Origin of the sequence: Streptomyces sp. R-74717 (assembly GCF_047305335.1) — a bacterium.
GTDB classification, from domain to species: domain Bacteria; phylum Actinomycetota; class Actinomycetes; order Streptomycetales; family Streptomycetaceae; genus Streptomyces; species Streptomyces atratus.
The window spans coordinates 4,527,791-4,548,032 of sequence record NZ_CP102361.1 but is presented as its reverse complement, the minus strand read 5'-3'; the positions used below and the strand labels follow the sequence as shown (position 1 = coordinate 4,548,032).

The 20,242-nt window shown below is 70.1% G+C and carries 19 protein-coding genes and 2 pseudogenes; 8 read left to right on the top strand and 13 right to left on the bottom strand.

What is annotated here, in order from left to right; translation table 11 throughout:
* The first annotated feature begins 4 nt into the window (after positions 1–4).
* Positions 5–1,420, top strand: a complete 1,416-nt coding sequence (locus NRF20_RS20640) for a M1 family metallopeptidase (protein WP_413753038.1) — start codon at positions 5–7, stop codon at positions 1,418–1,420.
* 25 nt (positions 1,421–1,445) lie between these two features.
* Here the strand turns inward: NRF20_RS20640 and NRF20_RS20635 are convergent, their stop codons facing one another.
* From NRF20_RS20635 to NRF20_RS20625, 3 genes are all read right to left on the bottom strand, one after another.
* Positions 1,446–3,026, bottom strand: a complete 1,581-nt coding sequence (locus NRF20_RS20635) for a M4 family metallopeptidase (RefSeq protein WP_398630110.1) — start codon at positions 3,024–3,026, stop codon at positions 1,446–1,448.
* Between the two features lie 264 nt (positions 3,027–3,290).
* Complete coding sequence (locus tag NRF20_RS20630; protein WP_413754585.1) at positions 3,291–4,793, bottom strand: M4 family metallopeptidase; 1,503 nt, start codon at positions 4,791–4,793, stop codon at positions 3,291–3,293.
* A 304-nt stretch (positions 4,794–5,097) separates the two neighbouring features.
* Positions 5,098–5,673, bottom strand: a complete 576-nt coding sequence (locus NRF20_RS20625) for a TerD family protein (RefSeq protein WP_093895845.1) — start codon at positions 5,671–5,673, stop codon at positions 5,098–5,100.
* 193 nt (positions 5,674–5,866) lie between these two features.
* On the opposite strand from NRF20_RS20625, the gene arfB reads away from it, so the two are divergent.
* Positions 5,867–6,301 (top strand): alternative ribosome rescue aminoacyl-tRNA hydrolase ArfB, encoded by a 435-nt coding sequence (gene arfB, locus NRF20_RS20620; protein ID WP_266359221.1) that lies wholly within the window; start codon positions 5,867–5,869, stop codon positions 6,299–6,301.
* A gap of 24 nt (positions 6,302–6,325) precedes the next feature.
* Here arfB and NRF20_RS20615 read toward each other — a convergent pair whose 3' ends face one another.
* Positions 6,326–6,832: a flavin reductase family protein gene (locus tag NRF20_RS20615; protein WP_398630111.1), complete on the bottom strand. Its 507-nt coding sequence runs from the start codon at positions 6,830–6,832 to the stop codon at positions 6,326–6,328.
* A gap of 370 nt (positions 6,833–7,202) precedes the next feature.
* On the opposite strand from NRF20_RS20615, the gene cdgB reads away from it, so the two are divergent.
* From cdgB to NRF20_RS20595, 4 genes and pseudogenes are all read left to right on the top strand, one after another.
* On the top strand, positions 7,203–8,846 hold the full coding sequence (gene cdgB / locus NRF20_RS20610; RefSeq protein WP_266359219.1) for a diguanylate cyclase CdgB: 1,644 nt from the start codon (positions 7,203–7,205) through the stop codon (positions 8,844–8,846).
* Between the two features lie 152 nt (positions 8,847–8,998).
* Positions 8,999–9,952, top strand: a complete 954-nt coding sequence (locus NRF20_RS20605) for a CBM35 domain-containing protein (RefSeq protein WP_398630112.1) — start codon at positions 8,999–9,001, stop codon at positions 9,950–9,952.
* Positions 9,953–9,955: 3 nt separating this feature from the next.
* Positions 9,956–10,171 (top strand): annotated as a pseudogene (locus tag NRF20_RS20600) (group II intron maturase-specific domain-containing protein); the annotation flags it as partial.
* Between the two features lie 12 nt (positions 10,172–10,183).
* A pseudogene (locus tag NRF20_RS20595) lies at positions 10,184–10,360 on the top strand (IS1380 family transposase); the annotation flags it as partial.
* Positions 10,361–10,386: 26 nt separating this feature from the next.
* Here NRF20_RS20595 and NRF20_RS20590 read toward each other — a convergent pair.
* The 5 genes from NRF20_RS20590 to NRF20_RS20570 all read right to left on the bottom strand — a co-directional run bounded on the left by NRF20_RS20590 (position 10,387) and on the right by NRF20_RS20570 (position 14,852).
* Positions 10,387–10,608 carry a hypothetical protein gene (locus NRF20_RS20590; protein WP_398630243.1) on the bottom strand — a complete coding sequence of 74 codons (222 nt, stop codon included), beginning with the start codon at positions 10,606–10,608 and terminating at the stop codon, positions 10,387–10,389.
* An 18-nt stretch (positions 10,609–10,626) separates the two neighbouring features.
* Complete coding sequence (locus tag NRF20_RS20585; RefSeq protein ID WP_398630113.1) at positions 10,627–11,478, bottom strand: ketose-bisphosphate aldolase; 852 nt, start codon at positions 11,476–11,478, stop codon at positions 10,627–10,629.
* A gap of 58 nt (positions 11,479–11,536) precedes the next feature.
* Positions 11,537–12,517 carry a 1-phosphofructokinase family hexose kinase gene (locus NRF20_RS20580; protein WP_413753037.1) on the bottom strand — a complete coding sequence of 327 codons (981 nt, stop codon included), beginning with the start codon at positions 12,515–12,517 and terminating at the stop codon, positions 11,537–11,539.
* A gap of 170 nt (positions 12,518–12,687) precedes the next feature.
* The gene (gene nagA, locus NRF20_RS20575) at positions 12,688–13,920 is read right to left on the bottom strand and encodes an N-acetylglucosamine-6-phosphate deacetylase (protein WP_398630115.1); all 1,233 of its coding nucleotides are present in this window, start codon (positions 13,918–13,920) and stop codon (positions 12,688–12,690) included.
* Positions 13,920–14,852 carry an ROK family protein gene (locus NRF20_RS20570; RefSeq protein ID WP_398630116.1) on the bottom strand — a complete coding sequence of 311 codons (933 nt, stop codon included), beginning with the start codon at positions 14,850–14,852 and terminating at the stop codon, positions 13,920–13,922. Before NRF20_RS20570 ends, nagA begins: the two co-directional genes overlap by 1 nt.
* A 240-nt stretch (positions 14,853–15,092) precedes the next feature.
* Between NRF20_RS20570 and NRF20_RS20565 the strand changes: the two genes are divergently transcribed.
* Positions 15,093–15,359 (top strand): DUF3263 domain-containing protein, encoded by a 267-nt coding sequence (locus NRF20_RS20565; RefSeq protein WP_266359213.1) that lies wholly within the window; start codon positions 15,093–15,095, stop codon positions 15,357–15,359.
* 12 nt (positions 15,360–15,371) lie between these two features.
* Here the strand turns inward: NRF20_RS20565 and NRF20_RS20560 are convergent, their stop codons facing one another.
* Positions 15,372–16,151, bottom strand: a complete 780-nt coding sequence (locus tag NRF20_RS20560) for a hypothetical protein (protein WP_413753036.1) — start codon at positions 16,149–16,151, stop codon at positions 15,372–15,374.
* Between the two features lie 9 nt (positions 16,152–16,160).
* Positions 16,161–16,640: a hypothetical protein gene (locus NRF20_RS20555; RefSeq protein ID WP_398630118.1), complete on the bottom strand. Its 480-nt coding sequence runs from the start codon at positions 16,638–16,640 to the stop codon at positions 16,161–16,163.
* Between the two features lie 209 nt (positions 16,641–16,849).
* Between NRF20_RS20555 and otsB the strand changes: the two genes are divergently transcribed.
* Positions 16,850–17,728: a trehalose-phosphatase gene (otsB, locus tag NRF20_RS20550; protein ID WP_413753035.1), complete on the top strand. Its 879-nt coding sequence runs from the start codon at positions 16,850–16,852 to the stop codon at positions 17,726–17,728.
* 12 nt (positions 17,729–17,740) lie between these two features.
* Here otsB and NRF20_RS20545 read toward each other — a convergent pair whose 3' ends face one another.
* Entirely contained in the window at positions 17,741–19,132 is a 1,392-nt protein-coding gene (locus NRF20_RS20545; RefSeq protein WP_398630120.1) for a trehalose-6-phosphate synthase, read from the bottom strand.
* Positions 19,133–19,176: 44 nt separating this feature from the next.
* Positions 19,177–20,127: a glucosyl-3-phosphoglycerate synthase gene (locus tag NRF20_RS20540; protein ID WP_398630121.1), complete on the bottom strand. Its 951-nt coding sequence runs from the start codon at positions 20,125–20,127 to the stop codon at positions 19,177–19,179.
* Between the last annotated feature and the right edge of the window lie 115 nt (positions 20,128–20,242).

The following is a 20,242-nucleotide window of genomic DNA, read 5'->3' as shown; positions in this document are numbered from 1 at the left end:
CGGTGTGGATCAGCGAACATCTGTACGTTGCACGGCACGCGCCGCCCTCGCCCTGCTGGTTCTGACGACGTCCACAGCCTGCGCCGGCGGCGTCGGCGGTGTCGAAGGCACCCCCGGCGCCGCCGGTCTGCGCGACCCGTACTTCCCGAAGCTCGGCAACGGCGGCTACGACGTCACGCACTACGACCTCGCCCTCGACGTCGACCCGGCCGCCCACCGTCTGCGCGGCACCGCCACGATCACCGCGCGCGCCACCCAGGACCTCAGCGCCTTCAACCTCGACCTCGCCGGGCTCACCGTGCGGTCCGTGACCGTCGAGGGCCGCCCTGCCGCAGTCAACCGGGCGGGGCACGAGCTGACGCTGCGCCCCGACGCCGAGATCGAGAGCCGGCTCCACAAGGGCAGGACGTTCCGTACGGTCGTCCGCTACTCCGGCTCCCCGCAGACCCTCACCGACCCCGACAAGTCGAAGGAGGGCTGGCTGAGGACCGCGGACGGATCGGTCGCGCTCGGTGAGCCGACCGGTTCCATGGCCTGGTTCCCCGGCAACAACCACCCGAGCGACAAGGCGTCGTACGACATCACCGTGACCGTTCCCAAGGGCCTGACGGCCGTCTCCAACGGCGAGCTGACATCCCGCAGCACCTCGGGTACCACCACCACGTACCACTGGCACACCGCCGAACCGATGGCGAGCTATCTCGCGACGGTCGCCATCGGCCGCTTCGACACGAAGCCGTCGACCACCCCGGACGGCATCAAGGTGTTCACCGCCGCGGACCCGGAGGTGGCGGCGGACAGCGCGCGGATCCTCGCCCGGGTTCCCGAGATCGTGAAATGGGAGGCGGAACGTTTCGGCCCGTACCCCTTCTCCGCCACGGGCGCGATCGTCGGGCGTCCCGGGGACGCCGGATATGCGCTGGAGACCCAGAACCGGCCGTTCTTCCCGGGGCCGCCGGACGCCGGACTGCTCGTCCACGAGATGGCCCACCAGTGGTTCGGGGACTCCGTCACGCCCGAGAGCTGGCGGGACATGTGGCTCAACGAGGGCTTCGCGACCTACGCGGAGTGGCTGTGGGAGGACGACCAGGAGGGCAACCCGGTCCAGAAACGGTTCGACGCCGCCTTCGACGACGACGACAACTGGGCCTTTCCGCCCGCCGATCCGCCGACCGCTGCGGACATCTCGCAGGCGCCGGTGTACGGGCGCGGGGCGATGGTCATCCACAAGATCCGGCAGGCTGTGGGCGACGACGAGCGTTTCTTCGCGCTCGTCAGGGGCTGGACGCAGGCCCACCGGCACGGCAACGCGTCGACCGCCGACTTCACCGCCTATGTGGAGAAGGCGACCGGTCAGGATCTGACGGCGCTGTGGAACACCTGGCTCTACGGCAGGAGCCGGCCTGCCTCGAAGGACTGACCGGCTCCCGCGTACAGCAGTGGGGCTACTTCACATTGACGCCGCTCCAGGCGGCGTCGACTGCCGCGAGCTCGGCGCTGTCCGCCCCGTACAGGTCGGTCGCCGCCTTCTCGGTCGCCGTGCGGGCGGCCGCGTAGTCGGTGGTCGACGTCATGTACTCGGAGAGGGCCTTGTACCAGATCTGGACGGCCTTGTCCCGGCCGATGCCGGTGACCGTCGAGCCGTCGATGGTCGGGGAGTCGTAGTCGACGCCGTTGATCGTCTTCGCGCCGCTGCCCTCGGACAGCAGGTAGAAGAAGTGGTTGGCGACTCCGGATGAGTAGTGCACGTCGAGGTCGCCGACGCTGCTGTCCCAGTAGTCCGCGGAGCCGCCGTCCTTGCTCGGCTTGTCCATGTAGCGCAGCGGGGTGCCGTCGCCGTTGATGTCGATCTTCTCGCCGATGAGGTAGTCGCCGACGTCCGTGCTGTTGTCGGCGGCGAACTCCACCGAGGTGCCGAGGATGTCGCTGGTCGCCTCGTTCAGGCCGCCGGACTCCCCGACGTAGTCGAGGTTGGCGGTGGCCGCGGTCAGGCCGTGGCTCATCTCGTGACCCGCGACGTCGAGAGCGGTGAGGGCGTTCTTGTTGTCGGCGCCGTCGCCGTACGTCATGCAGAAGCAGCTGTCGTCCCAGAACGCGTTGACGTACCCGTCGCCGTAGTGGACCCGCGAGTACGCGGCCTTGCCGTCACCGGCGATGCCGTCGCGGCCGAACGCCGACTTGTAGAAGTCCCAGGTCTTCGCTGCACCGTAGGCGGCGTCGACGGCGGCGGTCTGGCGGTCGTTGCCGGTGCCGTCGCCCCAGGTGTCGTCGTCGTCCGTGACGAGGTCACCGGTGCCGCTCTCGCCCTGGTTGAGGTCGTACGTCTTGTGGCCGCCGCGGTCGCCGTCGGTCAGCTCGAAACCGGAGCCGGCCGCGGTGGTCGTCAGGTCGACCTGGCCGCTGTACTGGCTGTTGCCGACGCCGGTCTCGATCGCCTCGTAGCTCTGGAGCTTCTTGCCGGTGGTCGCGTCGGTGATGATGTGCAGCCTGCTCGGCGTGCCGTCCTTCTGCACCCCGCTCTTCACCGTCTCGAAGGCGAGGACGGGCTTGCCGCCGCCCGCCCAGATCACCTTGCGGGCACTCGCCGCGGTCTTGATCTTCGGCGTCGTCGAGGGCACGGATATCCGGGCCCCGGTCGCCTTGGTGACGCTCTTGAGCTTTCCACTGCGGGCGGTGTGGGTGACGAGGTCGCCGCCGATGACCGGGAGGCCGGCGTAGGTGCGCTCGTAGCGGGTGTGGACGGTGCCGTCGGCGCCCTTGATCACATCACGGGCGATCAGCTTCTCCTGGCTGCCGAGCCCGAGGGAGTCGGCGGTCGAAGAGGCGTCGGACTGCGCCGACTTGATGGCGGCTGTGCGCTGCGAGGCGCTGTTCGCGCCGAAGGGGGCGGCGCTGCGAGAGGCGGAGGGACCGTCATTGCCGTTGTCCGGCGCGGCGTTTGCCGCACCGGTCTGGACGCTGACGACGACCATCGCGGCCACGGCGGCCAGGGCTGCGGCGCGACGGGTGTTCATGTGGGGGGTCATGCGTTCTCCGTTGCTCGTTCCGTGGGGGGTTACGAGCCGAGAGCGTGCCACCGAATGACCGGCATTGACTGTGTACTAACAAATGCCTCACATTTTTTTGACCACTTCTTGTCCGAATGGGGTGCGCTTGTGCTCGTTATTTGGCGGGGGTGCGGTGGCGGCGGTGGCCGGGAACTCCGCATGCCGAAACGCCGCGCACAGCTCCGACGGTACGGAGATGTGCGCGGCGCGAGGCGGTCCGCAGGACCGTCCGGACGGGGCCTGCTAGTTGACGTTGATCCCGGACCAGGTGGCGGCCACGGCCGCGTACTCCGCGCTGCCCGCCCCGTAGAGGTCGGTCGCCGCTTGCAGCGTGGCGATCCGCGCCCCGGCATAGTCGGTGGACGACGTCATGTACGTGGCGAGCGCCTTGTACCAGATCTGGACGGCCTTGGCGCGTCCGATCCCCGTGACGGTGGAGCCGTTGGAGGTGGGGGAGTTGTACGAGACGCCGTTGACCGTCTTCGCGCCGCTGCCCTCGGACAGCAGGTAGAAGAAGTGGTTGGCGGGACCTGACGAGTAGTGGACGTCGAGCCGGCCGACCGTCTTCGACCAGTAGTCGGCCGAGGCGCCGTCCTTGCTCGGCTTGTCCATGTAGCGCAGCGGGGTGCCGTTGCCCCTGATGTCGATCTTCTCGCCGATGAGGTAGTCGCCGCTGTCGCTGCTGTTGTTGGCGTAGAACTCGACCGCGGTGCCGAGGATGTCGCTGGTCGCCTCGTTGAGGCCGCCCGACTCGCGGCTGTACTTCAGGCCGGCGGTGGACGCGGTCAGCCCGTGGCTCATCTCGTGTCCGGCGACGTCCAGCGAGGTGAGCGGCTTGAGGTTGCCCGAACCGTCGCCGTACGTCATGCAGAAGCAGCTGTCCGACCAGAAGGCGTTGACGTACGCGTTGCCGTAGTGGACCCGGGAGTAGGCGGCCTTTCCGTCGCCGGCGATTCCGTTGCGGCCCAGTTCGTTCTTGTAGAAGTCCCAGGTCGTGGCCGCGCCGTAATGGGCGTCGACGGCTGCTGTCTGACGGCTGGTCGCGAGACCGTTGCCCCAGACGTCGTCGGCGTCGGTGAAGAGGGTCCCGGTACCGGAGGTGCCGCCGTTCAGGTCGTACGTGTTGTGGCCGCCGCGAGAGCCGTCGGTCAGGTTGTAGCCCGATCCGGAGGCCGTGGTGCCGAGGGGGACCGTGCCGCTGTACTGGCTGGTTCCGGACCCCGTGTCGATGGCCTCGTACGAGTAGAGCTCCTTGCCGCTGGTGGCGTCGGTGATGACGTGGCGCTCGCTGGGCGTCCCGTCGGCCTGGGTGCCCCTGACCACGTTTTCGTACGCCAGCGCCGGCTTGCCGGTGGCGGCCCAGATCACCTTCCGGGCGCCGGACTTGGCGGTGGCCGCGACGGTCGTCGATGCCACGGATATCTTCGCGTCGGTGGCCTTGGTCACCCCCTTGAGGGAGCCGTCCTTCCTGGCGTGGGTGACCAGATCGCCACCGAGTACGGGCAGTCCGTCGTAGGTGCGCTCGTAGCGGGTGTGGACGGTGCCGTCGGCGTCCTTGATCACATCGCGGACGACGAGCTTCTCCTTGCCGCCCAGCTTGATCTCCGCGGCGACGGAAGCGGCCCCGGCCTGGGCCTCCTTGATGGCCGTGGCGCGCTGCGAGGCACTGAGCGGCAGGGCGGTGGCTCCGGCCGCGCGGTCCGGGGCCGCGCCTGCCGAACCTGCTTGCACTGAGACGACGACCATGGCGGCGGACGCGGCGATCGCAGCAGTACGCAGAGCGATTCTCACTCGGTCTCCTTCACTTGGTACACACGCTTCGTGAGGGGGGCCCGGAGAGGGTGGCACCGATCGCCGCATTTTTGACAGAGGTCAGTCAACATCTTGACCGGATCTTGTCCGAAAGCGGTAACTCGGTGTTCGCTATGCGGTCAACTGTGATTCTTTGCAGAGTACTTGTGCAGAACGGCCCCGGCTCAAACCTGGTCGGCGCGCACGCGGAAGCCCCCGGCCGTCACGGCCGGGGGCTTCCGCGGGATGTGCTCTTGTGTCAGATGTTGACGCCGAAGTCCTGGGCGATGCCGCGCAGGCCCGAGGCGTAACCCTGGCCGACCGCGCGGAACTTCCACTCCGCGCCGTTGCGGTAGAGCTCGCCGAAGACCATGGCGGTCTCGGTGGCGGCGTCCTCGCTCAGGTCGTAACGGGCGATCTCCGTGCCGCCGGCCTGGTTGATGATGCGGATGAACGCGTTGCGAACCTGGCCGAAGTTCTGGCTGCGGGTCTCGGCGTCGTAGATCGAGACCGGGAAGACGATCTTGTCGACGTCGGCCGGCAGGCCCGCCAGGTTGACGTTGATCTGCTCGTCGTCGCCCTCGCCCTGGCCCGTGACGTTGTCACCGGTGTGAACGATGGTCTGGTCCGGCGTCGACTTGTTGTTGAAGAAGACGAAGTGGCCGTCGGAGACGACCTTGCCGCCCGGGTTGACCGCGATCGCCGAGGCGTCGAGGTCGAAGTCGGTGCCGGTGGTGGTGCGGACGTCCCAGCCGAGGCCGACCGTGACGGCGGTCAGGCCCGGGGCCTCCTTGGTGAGCGAGACGTTGCCGCCCTTGGACAGGCTTACAGCCATGGGAAGTCCCTTTCATCGTCGATTGCGGGCTTCATGCCATCACGAAGCTACCGTCACTGGTCATAACGCGGACAAGGGACCGGGAGGTTCCTGCTCCCTTTACTTTCTTTACCGAAGTCGCCCGGTCGGCCCGTACGGTCCGTACGGGCCGTACGGCAAAAGAAGGTGACGAACGCCCTGTGGGCCGGGGAACATGGGTGCCATGTCCGGGCCCTATGTCATCCGCGGTTCGGTCTCCCTGCCGGAGGCCGAGCTCATGTGGCGTTTCTCGCGGTCCTCCGGGCCCGGCGGGCAGCACGTCAACACCAGCGACTCCCAGGTGGAGCTCCGCTTCGACCTCGCGGCGACCGAGTCGCTTCCCGAGGTGTGGAAGGAGCGGGCGCTCCAGCGTCTGGAGGGCAGGCTCGTGGGCGGGGTGATCGCGGTACGGGCGTCCGAGCACCGCTCCCAGTGGCGCAATCGCGAGACGGCTCTCGTACGGCTCGCGTCCCTGCTGGCCGAGGCCACGGCGCCGCCTCCCAGGCCACGCCGCAAGACCAGGATTCCGCGCGGCATCAACGAACGCCGCCTGCGGGAGAAGAAGCAGCGCGGCGAGACGAAGCGCGGCCGCTCCGGCCGCGACTGGTAGCCGTGCCCGCGCGATGCCGCCCCCTCAGCCCAGCTGCCGGTAGCGCCCCCGGAAGTACGTCAGCGGCGATCCGTCCCCGCTCGGCAGGGCCGCGCTCAGCACCCGGCCGATCACCAGCGTGTGGTCGCCCGCCGGGACCCGCTGCTCGGTGCGGCACTCCAGCGTGGCCAGCGCGCCTCCGATCAGGGGCGCATGGCTGACCTCACCCCTCGCACAGGGGATGTCCTCGAACAGCAGCCGGTCGCTGATCCGGCCCTTCATCGCGAACCGGCCTGCGATGTGCCGCTGGCTCTCGGTGAGTACGGAGACCGCCCACAGCGGCTGCTCCGACAGCAGGTCGTCCATCCGTGAGTCGTTGCGCAGGCTGACCATGACCAGTGGCGGGTCCAGCGACACCGACATGAAGGCGGTCGCCGTCATCCCGACGTCCTCGCCGCGCCCGTTCTCGTCCAGCGGCGGCTCTTCGGCGGTGATCAGCACGACACCGGCGGCCAGCCGGGCGAGGGCGCCTCGGAACTCATCGTTGCTCACCCCCTCAGCATGGGGGATGGGCTGGGAGCGCGGGGCGGGGGGCTTCGTCTGCAACACAACGGGCACGCTAGCCGTGGATGCTGTGGCGTCGCATCGGGCCAGGGGACCAGCCTGGTCCTAGGACCCGCGGTCCACGGCGGCGACGGCCCGGCACTGCAACGTACGGATTTGCGTTCAAGAAAAGGATGGACCGCATCCGCACGGCCCTCTGGCCCCTTTACCATCTGTTGTGACTTGAGTCACAGAGTGCAATATTTGCTGACCCTGTGTACCGACTGCACAGCTCACTGTGATTCAGTGGCCGTGACACTGAAGCCAGTACGTCGATATGAAACCTGGAGTGCTGTCGAGGTCTCGGGGAGTGCGAGCAATGGAGGCCGAGTCGGAGCCGTACGTCCGCCTTGCGACGATGCGGCAACTGCACCAGGCCGTGGCCGATCTCAATACGGCGCGGAGTCTGGCCGACACATTGCAGACCGTGGCCGACGGAATCGTCGCCGGTCTCGGCTACGAGCTGGCCTGCGTGAACCTGGTCCGCCCCGACGGCGATCTCGTCGTCGCCGCCTTCGCCGGCAACAGCGCCGCAGAAGCCCTGATCACCGGCCGCGTCGGCTCGCGCAGCTCCTGGGAGCGCAGGCTCTCGATGGGTGAGGCCTGGGACGGGCTCCGCTTCATACCGCACACCGACGGCTGGGTCCTGCTCGACGACGACGTACCGCAGTGGCACACCGAGGGCCCGGAACCGCGCTTCGAGGACGAGTGGCACCCCGAGGACCGGCTCTACGCCCCGATGTACGCGTCCGGCGGCGGCCTCGATCTCCTGGGCGTCATTTCCGTCGACCGCCCGCGCAACGGCCGCCGCCCCGGCGCCTGGGGCCGTGAGGCGCTCCAGATGTACGCATCACAGGCCTCCATCGCGATCAGCAACGCCCGGCTGAGAGCAAACATGCAGCGCGCCCTGGTCCGTCTGGAACGTGAACAGCAGGCGCTGCGGGCCAGCGAGGAATCCTTCCGCCAGGCCTTCGAGTACGCGCCCAGCGGCATGGCCATCGCCGAGATGGGCGGCGACCAGCACGGCCGGCTGCTGCGCACCAACGACGCCCTGTGCCGGCTGCTCGGCCGCCCCGCGTCCGTCCTGCGCCGCTACTCCTTCGCCGACCTCGTCCACCCCGAGGACATCGGCACCCTGCTGCGCACCTCCGCCGAGGGCGGCCGCGCCGAACTGCGGCTCGGGCGGCGGGACGGCACCTACCTCTGGGTCTCGCTGCGCAACTCCGTCGTCGCCGACACCACGGACGGCCCGCGCTTCCTGCTCACCCATGTCGAGGACATAGAGGAGCGCAAGCGCCACGAGCTGCATCTCGCGCACCGCGCCTCGCACGATGCGCTCACCGGTCTGCCCAACAGCGCCGAGCTGCGCTCCCGGCTCGGCTCCCGGCTCTGCGAGCGCCCGCACTCGGTGGCCACCACAGCGGTGGAGGCGCTGGACGCGGCCTACGGCGACGTCGACGATCCGGACGCGCGGACGCACGGCTACGACGTGGACTCGGTGCCCGGCGGCCCGTACGACCACCATGTGCATTCCGTCGCGCCCGACACCGAGAACGACGACGGGGCGAAGGGCCTCGCGGTCCTCTTCTGCGACCTCGACGGCTTCAAGTCGATCAACGACCGCTTCGGCCACCACACCGGTGACGCGGTACTGATCGAGGTCGCCCGCCGACTCACCACCTGTGTCCGTGACGGCGATACCGTCGCCCGGCTCGGGGGTGACGAATTCGTCGTTCTCGCCGACGGACTCGGCGCCGCAGATGCCGCGGACCTGGCCGTACGCCTCCGTAACGCCATCATTCCGCCCATTCGGGTCGATGGTCGGGCGGTCCGCGTCGGGGCGAGTTTCGGCATCGGCTGGGCGGAGTGCGGCATGACCGCCGAAGAGGTACTGCGCTCCGCCGACCAGCGGATGTACGTGGAGAAGCGGTCCCGGGCGAAGGTTCACCGCAGGGCCGGCTGACGTTCACGACGGCGCTGTTTCCGCAGCCCGTCGCGGTTCCAGGACGTGCGACGGCAATTCTTGGTGCGGTCCGTTCGGGGTAGGCTCGGCCGGTCGGCCACGGCTGGCGAAATTCGGCGACGGCTGGCGACATGGTGAGGAGTGACCCAGGGATGACGGCCGGGAACAACGGCGCAAGCAAGCCCGAGGACGACGATCCGTTCGGCTACCTGTACGAGGACGGACAGGCGGCAGGCGCCCAGCCGCCGAGGCAGGGCGGCTACGGCTACCCTCCGGTGGCTCCGCAGCCCGGTGTGCCCCGGACCTCGTACAACCAGGTGCGCACAGTCGGCGAGCGTCAGTACGGGCAGCAGGTGCCGAACCAGCAGCCGTACGGCCAGCCGAACGCGCAGTACGCCGCCCCGGAGACGTACCCCGGCGGCGCTCCCACCGCGCATGTCCCGCAGCAGGGCGGCCGCGGCCGCTCCGGCGGTCCCGGCAAGGGCGGCCCGAACACCAAGGGCCTGCTGATCGGCGCCGTCGCGGTGGTCCTGGTCGTGCTCATCGGTATCGGCGCCGCGCTGCTCACGGGCAACGACAACAAGGACAAGAAGAAGGACGAGGCCACCTCCTCCGCCGGACCCGGCGACCAGGTCGAGGAGTCCCCGAAGCCCCAGAACTCCGCGAGCTCCGAGGCCCCGGCCGAGCTGCCCAAGCAGGACGCGGCGACGCTGAAGCTCGGCGGTTCGGCGGTAGTCAGCCAGTCGGTCAAGGGGGCAAAAGGCCCGAACGGCTCATACGTCACGGGTTTCAACGCGGTTGGGTCATCCGTGACGTGGAAGGCAGCGATAGAGGAGGAAGGCAAGTACCGCTTGACGGTGCGCTATGCGATTCCCGCCAAGGACGCCAATGCAACGCTGACGGTGAACGGGAAGCCGAATTCGCAGCCCATCGGCCTCAAGAACTTCATCCACTCGTCCGACTCGAACTGGGAAAAGAACTGGCAGACCACCTGGGCGCCGGTCGACCTGATCAAGGGTGAGAACGAGATCAGCATCTCGTGCCAGGAAGGGAATCAGTGCGACGTGATCCTGGATTGGCTGGAAGTCACCCCTGCGAAGGGTTAGCCCATTGAGGGCGAACGCTTTGCGGCCTCTCCTGGTGTCCGAACCCGGGAGAGGAAGGAGATCCGTGCCCTGAGGGGCGCGGAGGCCCTCGCTGTCCTGCGGGCGATCAATCCGATCGTTCGCGGGTGGGCGGCCTACTACCGGACGGTGGTGTCCAAGGAGGTCTTCGTCTCGCTGGACTCCTACCTGTGGCAGCTCACCTACCGGTGGGCTCTACACAGGCACCCGAAGATCCGGGTCAGTGCCGATGGTTCGGGGGTGGTCGGGCACGCCGGGGCACGGCTGCTGGCGGATCTCGCTGATGCCACCGGCCTCACCGCCGCGTACTCCACCGCGCTCAGGCCGCTTCGGCCGCGCGGGACCGGGCATGATCCGGGCCGGATCGCCACCGCCAGATCGGTGGCGATCCGGTTGCACTGGGCGCGCTTGGTGATCTACTCACACGAACCTGCGGCGAGTTCACGGCCTTGCCGATCCTGGTCGCGCACGGGCAGCTTGTCCTGACGGCGGGCGATATCGATGTTGGCCCACGTCACGGCCTCGTCCAGCTTGGTGAGGACAGCGGACTTCTCGAGGGAGTTGGGTGTGTGGCCTACGGCGGAGAGTTCGATGTGGTCGTGGCGACGCTCCGCGACGCCCACCCGGAAGAAACTCACCTGTTCAAGACGCCGCGGTCAGCCCATCAGCGCGAGGAACCCCGCCACCGTCCCCGCCATCGCCTCGCGCCCCGGCGCGATGTACTTCCGCGGGTCCACGCCCGTGGTGTTCTCGGCCAGGTACGCCCGCACCGCGCCGGTGAACGCCGTGTTCAGCGCGGTACCCACGTTGATCTTGACCATGCCGGAGGAGGCGACGGCCCGGCGGATCTCGTCGTCCGGGACACCGCTGGAGCCGTGCAGCACCAGCGGGACCGGGACGGCGTCGCGCAGCCGGCCGATCAGCTCGTGGTCCAGGGCGGCGGTGCGCTCGGTCATGGCGTGGGAGGAGCCGACCGCGACGGCCAGCGCGTCCACCCCGGTGTCGCGGACGTACGCGGCGGCCTCGGCCGGGTCGGTACGGACGCCGGGGGCGTGGGCGTCGAGCGGGGCCTCGCCCTCCTTGCCGCCGACCTTGCCGAGTTCGGCCTCGATCCAGATGCCGCGTTCATGACCCCAGGCCACCGCCTCGGCCGTGGCCCGCACGTTCTCCTCGTAGGGGAGCTTGGAGGCGTCGAACATCACCGAGCCGAAGCCCTCCGTGTGCGCCTGGTGCAGCAGCTCCACGGACTCGACATGGTCGAGGTGGAGCGCGAGGGGGGCACTGGACGTACGGGCGACGGCGGCGGCCGCGGCGGCGATGGCGGAGAGCCGCCCGCCGTGGAATTTCACGGCGTTCTCGGAGATCTGCAGGATGGCGGGCGCCCCGGCCCGCTCCGCTCCGGCCGCGATGGCCTCCGCGTGCTCCAGCGTGATGACATTGAAGGCGGCGATCCCGCGTCCCTCGGCCTGGGCGGAGGAGACGAGTTCACCGGTGCTGACGAGCGGCATGCTGACCTCTTGCTACTTCTTCGAACCGGCTGAACGCGGGTCCGGGACGGGCGCGGCCTCAGGCCGCCGTTGTGTGTTCCTCGATGCCGACGCGCGACAGCAGCTCCTCGTACGCCGCGCGGTCGAAGTCACCGGCCGTCGGGGAGAGCACGGTCGCCGTCGACAGTGCCACCGCCCGCCGCAGCCGGTCCGGCCAGCTCAGGCCCTCGACGAGGCCGGACAGCAGCCCGGCCACGGCGGAGTCGCCTGCACCGGTCGGATTGCCCAGGACCTTGGCCGGCGGGGACGCCTGCCAGACGCCGTCGGGTGTGACCGCCAGCATGCCGTCCGGGCCCAGTGACGCGACGACCCCGTGCGCGCCGCGGCGGCGGGCGTCGCGGGTGGCACGCAGTGGCTCGCGGGAGCCGGTGAGCTGGGCGAGTTCGTCGGCGTTGGGCTTGACCAGGTCGGGGCGGGCGGCGATGCCTCGGCGCAGCGGTTCGCCGCTGGTGTCCAGAAGCACGGGGACGCCGGCGGTGCGGGCCAGGCGGACCAGTTCGGCGTAGGCGCCGACGTGGATGCCGGGCGGCAGGCTGCCGCAGAGGGCGACGGCGTCGGCCCCGGTGAGGAGCTCCTCGTACCGGCCGAGGAGGGCGGTCCATTCGTCGGCGGTGACGAGCGGGCCGGGTTCGTTGAGCTGGGTGGTGTCGCCGGTGGCCCGGTCGACGACGGCGATCGTGCGACGGGTGTTCCCGGCGACGGTGACGAGGGCGTCGGTGATCGGCGCGGCGGCGGGCGTGGCATCGTTCTCGGCCTTCGTGTCCGCGTCCTGCGGCGGCAGACCGGCCAGCAGTTCGCGCAGCACGGCTCCGGTGGAGCCCCCGGCGAAGCCGGTGACCGCCGTCTCGTGGCCGAGGGCGGAGAGCACCCGGGCCACGTTGAGGCCCTTGCCGCCGGGTCGCTCGGACATGTCGCTGACGCGGTGGCTGGCGTGCGGGACGAGCTCCGGGACGCCGTACGTCAGGTCGAGTGCCGTATTCAGTGTGACCGTGAGGATCACCGCGGCCGCTCCCTCGATCCCTGCTCCGGAGCGCGAATCCTTGGGCGGAATGCGCTTTCTCTGCCTGTTTCCCAGGCGATCATGTCAAAGAGGCGGCGGTCGGCCCAGACCTCCGGACCAACCGCCGTCTCTTCGTTACGTATTCGACCCACTGTCAATAACGGGCCAAATCAACCGATCTGGGGATCGATGATCCATTCGCCCTTGCGCATGACGCCCTTGAGCGTGAAGTCCGCGTCCAGGACCACCAGGTCCGCGTCCTTGCCCGGGTCCAGCGAGCCGACCTTGTCGTACACGCCGAGCAGCCGTGCCGGGTTGGCGGAGATGGACTGCACGACATCGCCGACCGGGATCCTGTCGATGGTCACGGCCCGGTGGAACGCGGTGTCCAGGGTGAGCGTGGAGCCCGCGATCGAGTTGCCCTCGACCAGCCGCGCGACGCCGTCCTTGACCTCGACCGCGAGCGGGCCGAGCTGGTACCGGCCGTCGCCGAAGCCGGCCGCGTCCATGGCGTCGGTGATCAGCGCGACGCGGTGGGCGCCCGCGTGGTGGTAGGCCAGCTCCAGGGCGGCGGGGTGCAGATGCGTACCGTCGTTGATCAGCTCGACGGTGATCCGCTCGTCCTCCAGGAGGGCGGCGATCGGGCCGGGCTCGCGGTGGGCGAGCGGCGGCATCGCGTTGAACAGGTGCGTGGCGACGGTGGCGCCCGCGTCGATCGCCTCGACGGTCTGCTCGTACGTCGCGTCGGTGTGCCCGATCGCGGCGATCACCCCATGCTCGGCGAGCAGCCGCACCGACTCGATGCCGCCCGGGAGTTCGGTGGCGAGCGTGAACATCTTCGCGGTGCCGCGCGCCGCGTCCATCAGCTTGCGGACCTCGGCCGGGTCCGGGTGGCGCAGCAGATCCTCGCTGTGCGCGCCCTTGCGGCACGGTGAGATGAACGGCCCCTCGAAGTGGATACCGGCCAGGTCGCCCTGCTCGACCAGCTCGGACAGGACACCGGCCCGCCGGCTGAGGAAGTCCATCTCGCCGGTGACGGTGGAGGCGACCAGCGTGGTGGTGCCGTGCTCGCGGTGGGTGTGGATACCGGTGAGGACCTCGTCCACGGTGCCGGAGGTGAAGGACGCGCCGCCGCCGCCGTGGTTGTGCATGTCGACGAAGCCCGGGACCACCCAGTGGCCGCTCAGGTCGATGGTCCTGGTGGCATCCGGGTACGGGGTGGACGCGGCCGGGGGGCGCGGGGGGTTGCTGTCGGTGGGTGGATTCCACGGGGCGCCGGCGCCCTCCGCCGCACCGCCGACGATCCGGGTGCCCTCGACGATCACCCGGCCGTCCTCGACGGTCCCGGTGGGGAGCACCACCCGGGCACCTGCGAGAACTGTGCTGTCTGCGCGTCCGGCCATCAGGCGGATACCTCCGTGGAGAGAAGATCCCAGGCGAGCAGCCCTGCGCCCAGGCATCCGGCGGTGTCCCCGAGGGCCGCCGGGACGATGTGGGGCAGCTTCTGGAACGTGACACGTTCCTCGACGGCCGCACGGAGTGGTGTGAACAAGGTTTCCCCGGCCTCGGCGAGACCGCCACCGATGATGAGCGTGCTGGGGTCGAGCAGCGTCAGCGCGGTGACCAGCCCGGCGGCGAGCGCGTCGACCGCGTTCCGCCAGACCTCCGCGGCCGCCGGGTCGCCCGACTCCACGGCCTTCGCGCAGTCCGCGGCGTCCGCCTTCGGATCGCCGGACGCCGCGGCCCAGGCCCGGGTCACCGCGGAGGCGGACGCCAGGGTCTCCAGACAGCCGCGCTGGCCGCAGCCGCAGTCCGGGCCGTCCGGCCGGACCACGATGTGGCCGATCTCGCCCGCGTACCCGTGCGCACCGGACTCGATGGTGCCCGCGATGCCGATGGCCCCGGCGATCCCGGTGCCCAGCGGGACGAAGAGGAAGCGGTCGGCGCCCTTGCCCGCACCGAGCCGGCCCTCGGCGAGTCCGCCGGTGCGCACATCGTGGCCGAGCGCGACGGGGACACCGCCGAGCCGCTCGCCGAGCAGTTCCCGCATGGGCACGTCGCGCCAGCCCAGGTTCGAGGCGTAGACCGCGATCCCGTTCTCGGCGTCGACGATGCCGGGCACGGCGACACCGGCCGCGACAGCACTTTCGCCGAGGTGCTTCTCGCCGTACGCCCGCAGGTCCGCGGCGAAGGTGAGGATCGACTCCACGACGGCGTCGGGACCGCGTTCTCTGCCGGTCGCCCGCCGTGCCTCGTGCAGCAGGGAGCCGTCGGCCCCGACCAGTGCGGCCTTCATTCCGGTGCCGCCCACATCGAGGGCGATGACGTGTTTCACGGGAAACAGTTTCGCCCGACGAACCCCAATAGGTCTAGTCCACTATCGCGGTTTGTTGCGTATCCATACAAAATCGCGTGCGCGCCCCCGCGGCAGTGTGCCCGAGCAGCGGGCTCAGGGCGAATGGATCACGGTCCGGGTCGTACCCCTCCGACTCCGCGAGCTCGACCGCCAGCCGCTGCGCCCGGATCTACGGAGTAACGGGCGGCGGCCCTTCGGCCGGGCGATATGTTGGCTGATATGACAGCTCCCCCGAATGGCCCCGATGACACGGACGGCCCCGCCGGCCTCTCCGTCAGGGACCGTGCCGTGCTTGCCGTCGAACGGCAGTCGTGGGCCGGGCCCGGGGCGAAGGAGCGCGCGATCCGCGAACGGCTCGGCATCTCGCCCACGCGCTACTACCAGCTGCTGAACGCGCTTCTCGACGACCGCCGCGCGCTGGAGGAGGACCCGGTGACGGTGAACCGCCTGCGCCGGGTCCGCGACGCGAAGCGGGGGCGTCGCTGAACCCGCACCCTCTCAGCCGGAGACGGTGATCATGACGGGTTCCGCGGTGCCGGTGACGCGCAGCGCCTCGACGAAGACCTCCGTGGTCCAGGCTGCCGCGTCCAGGGACCACACGGGCACCCGGCAGCGGAAGGCCAGCGCCCGGCGCATCCCTTCGGTCTGCATTTCGCCGGTCAACGGCAGGGCCAGACCCGGGAGGGCCACATCGGTGGTTTCCGGCTCGACGGTCATGCATCCGTAGGTGCACGCCAGCGCCTCGTCGCGAACGCGCCCGGCGCGGCCGGCCAGCCCCGCTTCGCGGCCCGACACGGTCACGGTGATCTCCCTGACCGCGCCCGGATCGGCCAGCTCGTACCAACCGGCGGTGTACAGGAGGGCGGCGGCGGGGTCCGGTGCCAGGTGCACCGGTGCGACGGTGTGCACGCCGGTGACGCGGATGTCGCCCACCTGCCGCAGAACGTCGCCAAGGACCGTCGCCACGGGCAGCACGGGCAGTCGCTGCCGGTTCAAGCGGGAGGACGCGTCCACCTGGAGCCAGCCGATCTCCCGTACGCGCCCGTCCTGTGTCCAGTCCTCCCCCGCGTCGTTGTGCCCCCACCTGCTCCCCCCGAGCTCCATGCCGGCCCCCAGAAGGGTGCTGCTCCACCCGTAGACCTCGGCACGGTTCACCGCCAGGCCGAAGACATCGACGTCGGGCTCCGAGGCGCCCGCGGGCGGTACGAGCCAGGGATGCCGGGTGAGGACCCCGTGCACGCCCATGAGCAGAGTGGAGTCCCGCACCGCATCACCCATCGTTTCCCCCTACACACCCGCGCCGCAGTTGAAGGTCATCGTGGCAGTGACGGCCTTCTCCGGGGAGTCGGCCTCGCCGATGATGTCCACGTCGATCAGGCTCCGCCACTGTGTCTTCCTCCTGCCCTCGCAAGTCTTACGGGCGTTGGCCCGATGGGTGCTGCTGGCCTTGCCCTTGGTCGGCTTCACCTTCTTCGACCCGCTGGCCACGGACTTCCACTTGCCGTGCTTGTCCTTCGCCTGCAGCCAGATGGTCACCTTGGCCTTCTCGCCCGGCCTGCCTCCCTTCACCCGCACCCACCAGCCGTGTCCGGATGCCGTCGCCGGGGGCGTACTGGATACGTGGACGTGGTCGCCATTGGTGTAGAAGCCGCCGACGTCCGCCGTGTGTGAGGTGCTCGATGCGGCGGGCCGGGCTTGAGCGGGGGCCAGGGGAGCGCCCGCCAGGAGAGCTGTCATCACCGTGGAAAGGACAAGGGCTGTGCGCATCAAGGCTGCTCTCGGTGGGAGTGGGGGACTGGTGCCTTGATCGCTGTCCGCACTCCACAGGCGCTATGCATTTGTCTGGGATAATTTGTCCGTTCGATGTTTCACGCTCGCGCGACAGCCGGCCGCTGCGAGCCCCTCGCGCCCGGACGCCGCCCGTATGCCACGTCGCCCATGGCTGTGCCCGGCGGTACGCCTATAGGCTCGGCCCCATGGGCAGCAATCCGCACGTACCCGCGCCGAGCGAGATCCCGTCCGAGCTCCCGACCCCCACCACCGCACCCGGCCGAGAAGCCCTGGCCGCGATCCTCGCACGCCCGGACCGTGCCGTGGTCGCGCTCGATTTCGACGGGACCCTCGCCGACATCGTCCCGGACCCGGAACAGGCCCGCGCCCACCCCGACGCCGTCGACGCGCTCGTCGCGCTCGCCCCGGAAGTGGCCTCCATCGCCGTGATCACCGGCCGCCCGGCCGGCGTCGCGGTCCGGCACGGCGGCTTCGCCGGAGTACCGGGACTCGACCACCTCGTCGTCCTCGGCCACTACGGCGCCGAACGCTGGGACGCCGTCTCCGGCACCGTCCACGCCCCCGCCCCCCACCCCGGCGTAGCCGCGGTCCGCGCCGAACTCCCGGGCGTGCTCGACCGGTTCGATTCATGGCACGGAACCTGGATCGAGGAGAAGGGCCGGGCGCTCGCCGTCCACACCCGCCGCGCCGCCGACCCGCAGGCCGCGTTCGAGGCCCTGCGCGGCCCCCTCGGCGAGCTCGCCGCCCGGCACGGGCTGATCGTCGAACCGGGCCGCCTGGTCCTGGAGTTGCGCCCGCCGGGCATGGACAAGGGTGTGGCGCTCGCGCAGTACGTGAGGGAGCTGGACGCCGAGTCCGTTCTGTACGCGGGTGACGACCTGGGTGACCTCGCCGCGTATGCCGCCGTGGAGAAGCTCCGCACCGAGGGCCCCGACGGCATCCCGGGCCTGCTGGTCTGCAGCGGCAGCGCGGAGGTGCCCGAACTGGCCGAGCGGGCCGATCTGCTGCTGAACGGCCCGGGGGCCGTCGTCGACTTCCTGGCAGCCCTGGCGCGACAGCTCTAGCCCCGCGCCGGCTCACTCCCGCCGCAGCGCGTCCAGTTGGTCCAGGAACCACTGCTGCGGCGGCAGCGCCACCGCCGCCGCGGCCAGCCGCTCCGTGCGCGCGGCCCGTTCGTCGTCCGCCATCGTCAGAGCCTCGTGCAGCGCCGCCGCCGTCGCGGACACGTCGTACGGGTTCACCACGACCGCGTCGCTGCCCAGCTCCTCGTACGCCCCCGCCTCCCGTGACAGCACCAGGGCGCAGCCGTGGTCGGAGACGACCGGGATCTCCTTGGCGACCAGGTTCATGCCGTCGCGGATCGGGTTGACGAGCGCCACGTCGGCCAGCCGGTACGCGGCGAGCGAGCGGGCGAAGTCGTCCTTGACGTGGAGCACGACCGGCGTCCAGTCCGCCGTGCCGTACACGGCGTTGATATCGTCGGCGACCTGCTGCACCTCGGCCGTGTAGTCGCGGTACACCGCCAGGTCCTGCCGCGAGGGGTACGCGAAGGCGACATGGACGACGCGCTCACGCCACCCCGGCCGCTCTTCGAGGAGCTCGCGGTACGCGAGCAGGCCGCGCACGATGTTCTTGGACAGTTCCGTCCGGTCCACTCGTACGATCGTCCTCCGGCCGGGGCCGACCTGCTCCCGCAGCGCCGCCATCCGCTCGTCGACGTCCGCCTCGTGCGCGCGCCCGCGCAGGAAGTCCGCGTCCGCGCCGAGCCCGTGCACCCCGATCCTGGTCCGGCCGGTGCCGCCCAGGATCTCCGTACAGCAGCCGATGAACGCGTCCGCCCAGCGCCGGGTCAGGAAGGCCGCCCGGTCCGCGCCCAGCATGCCGTGCAGCAGCTGCTCGGCGATGTCGTCGGGGAGCAGACGGAAGTAGTCGACGGGGGCCCACGGGGTGTGCGAGAAGTGGCCGATCCGCAGGTCGGGGCGGAGCTCGTGGAGCATGCCGGGCACCAGTGCCAGGTGGTAGTCCTGCACCAGCACCGCCGCACCCGGGCCCGCCTCCTCGGCGAGCGCCTCGGCGAAGGCCCGGTTGTACGTCTCGAACGACGCCCACTGCCGCCGGAACTCCGCGTCGAAGACAGGCTCCAGCGGCGTCTGGTACAGCATGTGGTGGACGAACCAGAGCACCGAGTTCGCGATGCCGTTGTACGCGTCCGCGTGGACGGCCGCGTCGATGTCGAGCATCCGTACGCCCTGCTCACCGACCCCGCGCCGGACCGCCTCCCGGTCCCCGTCACCGAGCGCGGCGCACACCCACAGCTTGTCCTTGACGGCGCTCAGCCCGGAGACGAGCCCGCCGCCGCCGCGCTTCGCGTCGAGCGATCCGTCCGTGGCGAGGGTGTACGACACCGGGCCGCGGTTGGACGCAACGAGGACCTGGGCAGCGGACTGGGCTTCGTGCTCGGAGACCATGTTGCGGAATCTAGCCCGATCACGAACCGCCCAAACGTGCGAAGTCAGGCCGCGCGGCGCGAAACGTACTCCTCGATCTCGCGCATCGGGGGCCGCTCCTCGGTGTCCACCGCATGGGTGCGCGGTACGAAGCCGTCCTCGCCGCGCTCGAACTGGGTGAGCGAAGGCCGCACCAAGTGCCCCCGGGACAGCCGGAGCTGAGCGGTCCGGTAGATCGTCGCCGCCATCCGGCCGAGCGCCTGCCCGTCCTGGTGGCGGTGTTTGCGCACCCCTACGTCGACCTGGGCCAGCGCGTCCAGACCCACCGTGTGCAGCGCATCGACCAGGAGGCCCAGTTCCACTCCGTAGCCGACGGGGAAGGGCAGCCGTTCGAGGAGGGAGCGGCGTACGGCGTACTCCCCGCCCAGCGGCTGGACGAAACCGGCCAGCTGCGGCCAGTGCAGATTGAGCAGCGGACGGGCCACCAGTTCGGTGACGCGACCCCCCTGACCTGTGGTGTCACCGAAGGGTCGGTCGTACATCGCCTTCACGAACTGCACGTTCGGTTCGGTCAGCAGTGGGCCGACGACGCCGGAGACGAAGTCCGCCGAGAAGTCCTTCAGATCGGCGTCGATGAAGCAGACGATGTCACCGCCGGTCACCAGGAGCGATCGCCACAGCACCTCGCCCTTGCCGGGCACGGCGGGTATCCGGGGGAGTATCTCGTCCCGGTGCACCACCCGGGCGCCGGCCTCCCGGGCCACCTTCGCGGTGGCGTCCGTGGAACCGGAATCGATCACCACGAGTTCGTCGACCAGCTGGACCTTCTCCATCAGCTCGAGCCGGATCGTCGCGACGATCCGGCCGACCGTCGCCTCCTCGTTCAGCGCGGGCAGTACGACGCTCACGCTCCCGCGGCGCGGGTCCCTGGCCTTGGCGGCCAGGATGCGGTCCAGCGGGCGGTCGGCGGCCGACCAGGAACGCCTGGCCAGCCAGCGTTCGACCTCTTCCAGCACGGTCGATACTCCCTGTATGTGATCCATCTCGCGGTTCGGACGACTATCTCAACTCTCCGGTGCTTCGGTTACAGTCTTGAACAACGCGGATGGCCGTCGCATGTCGGGGTCAGTC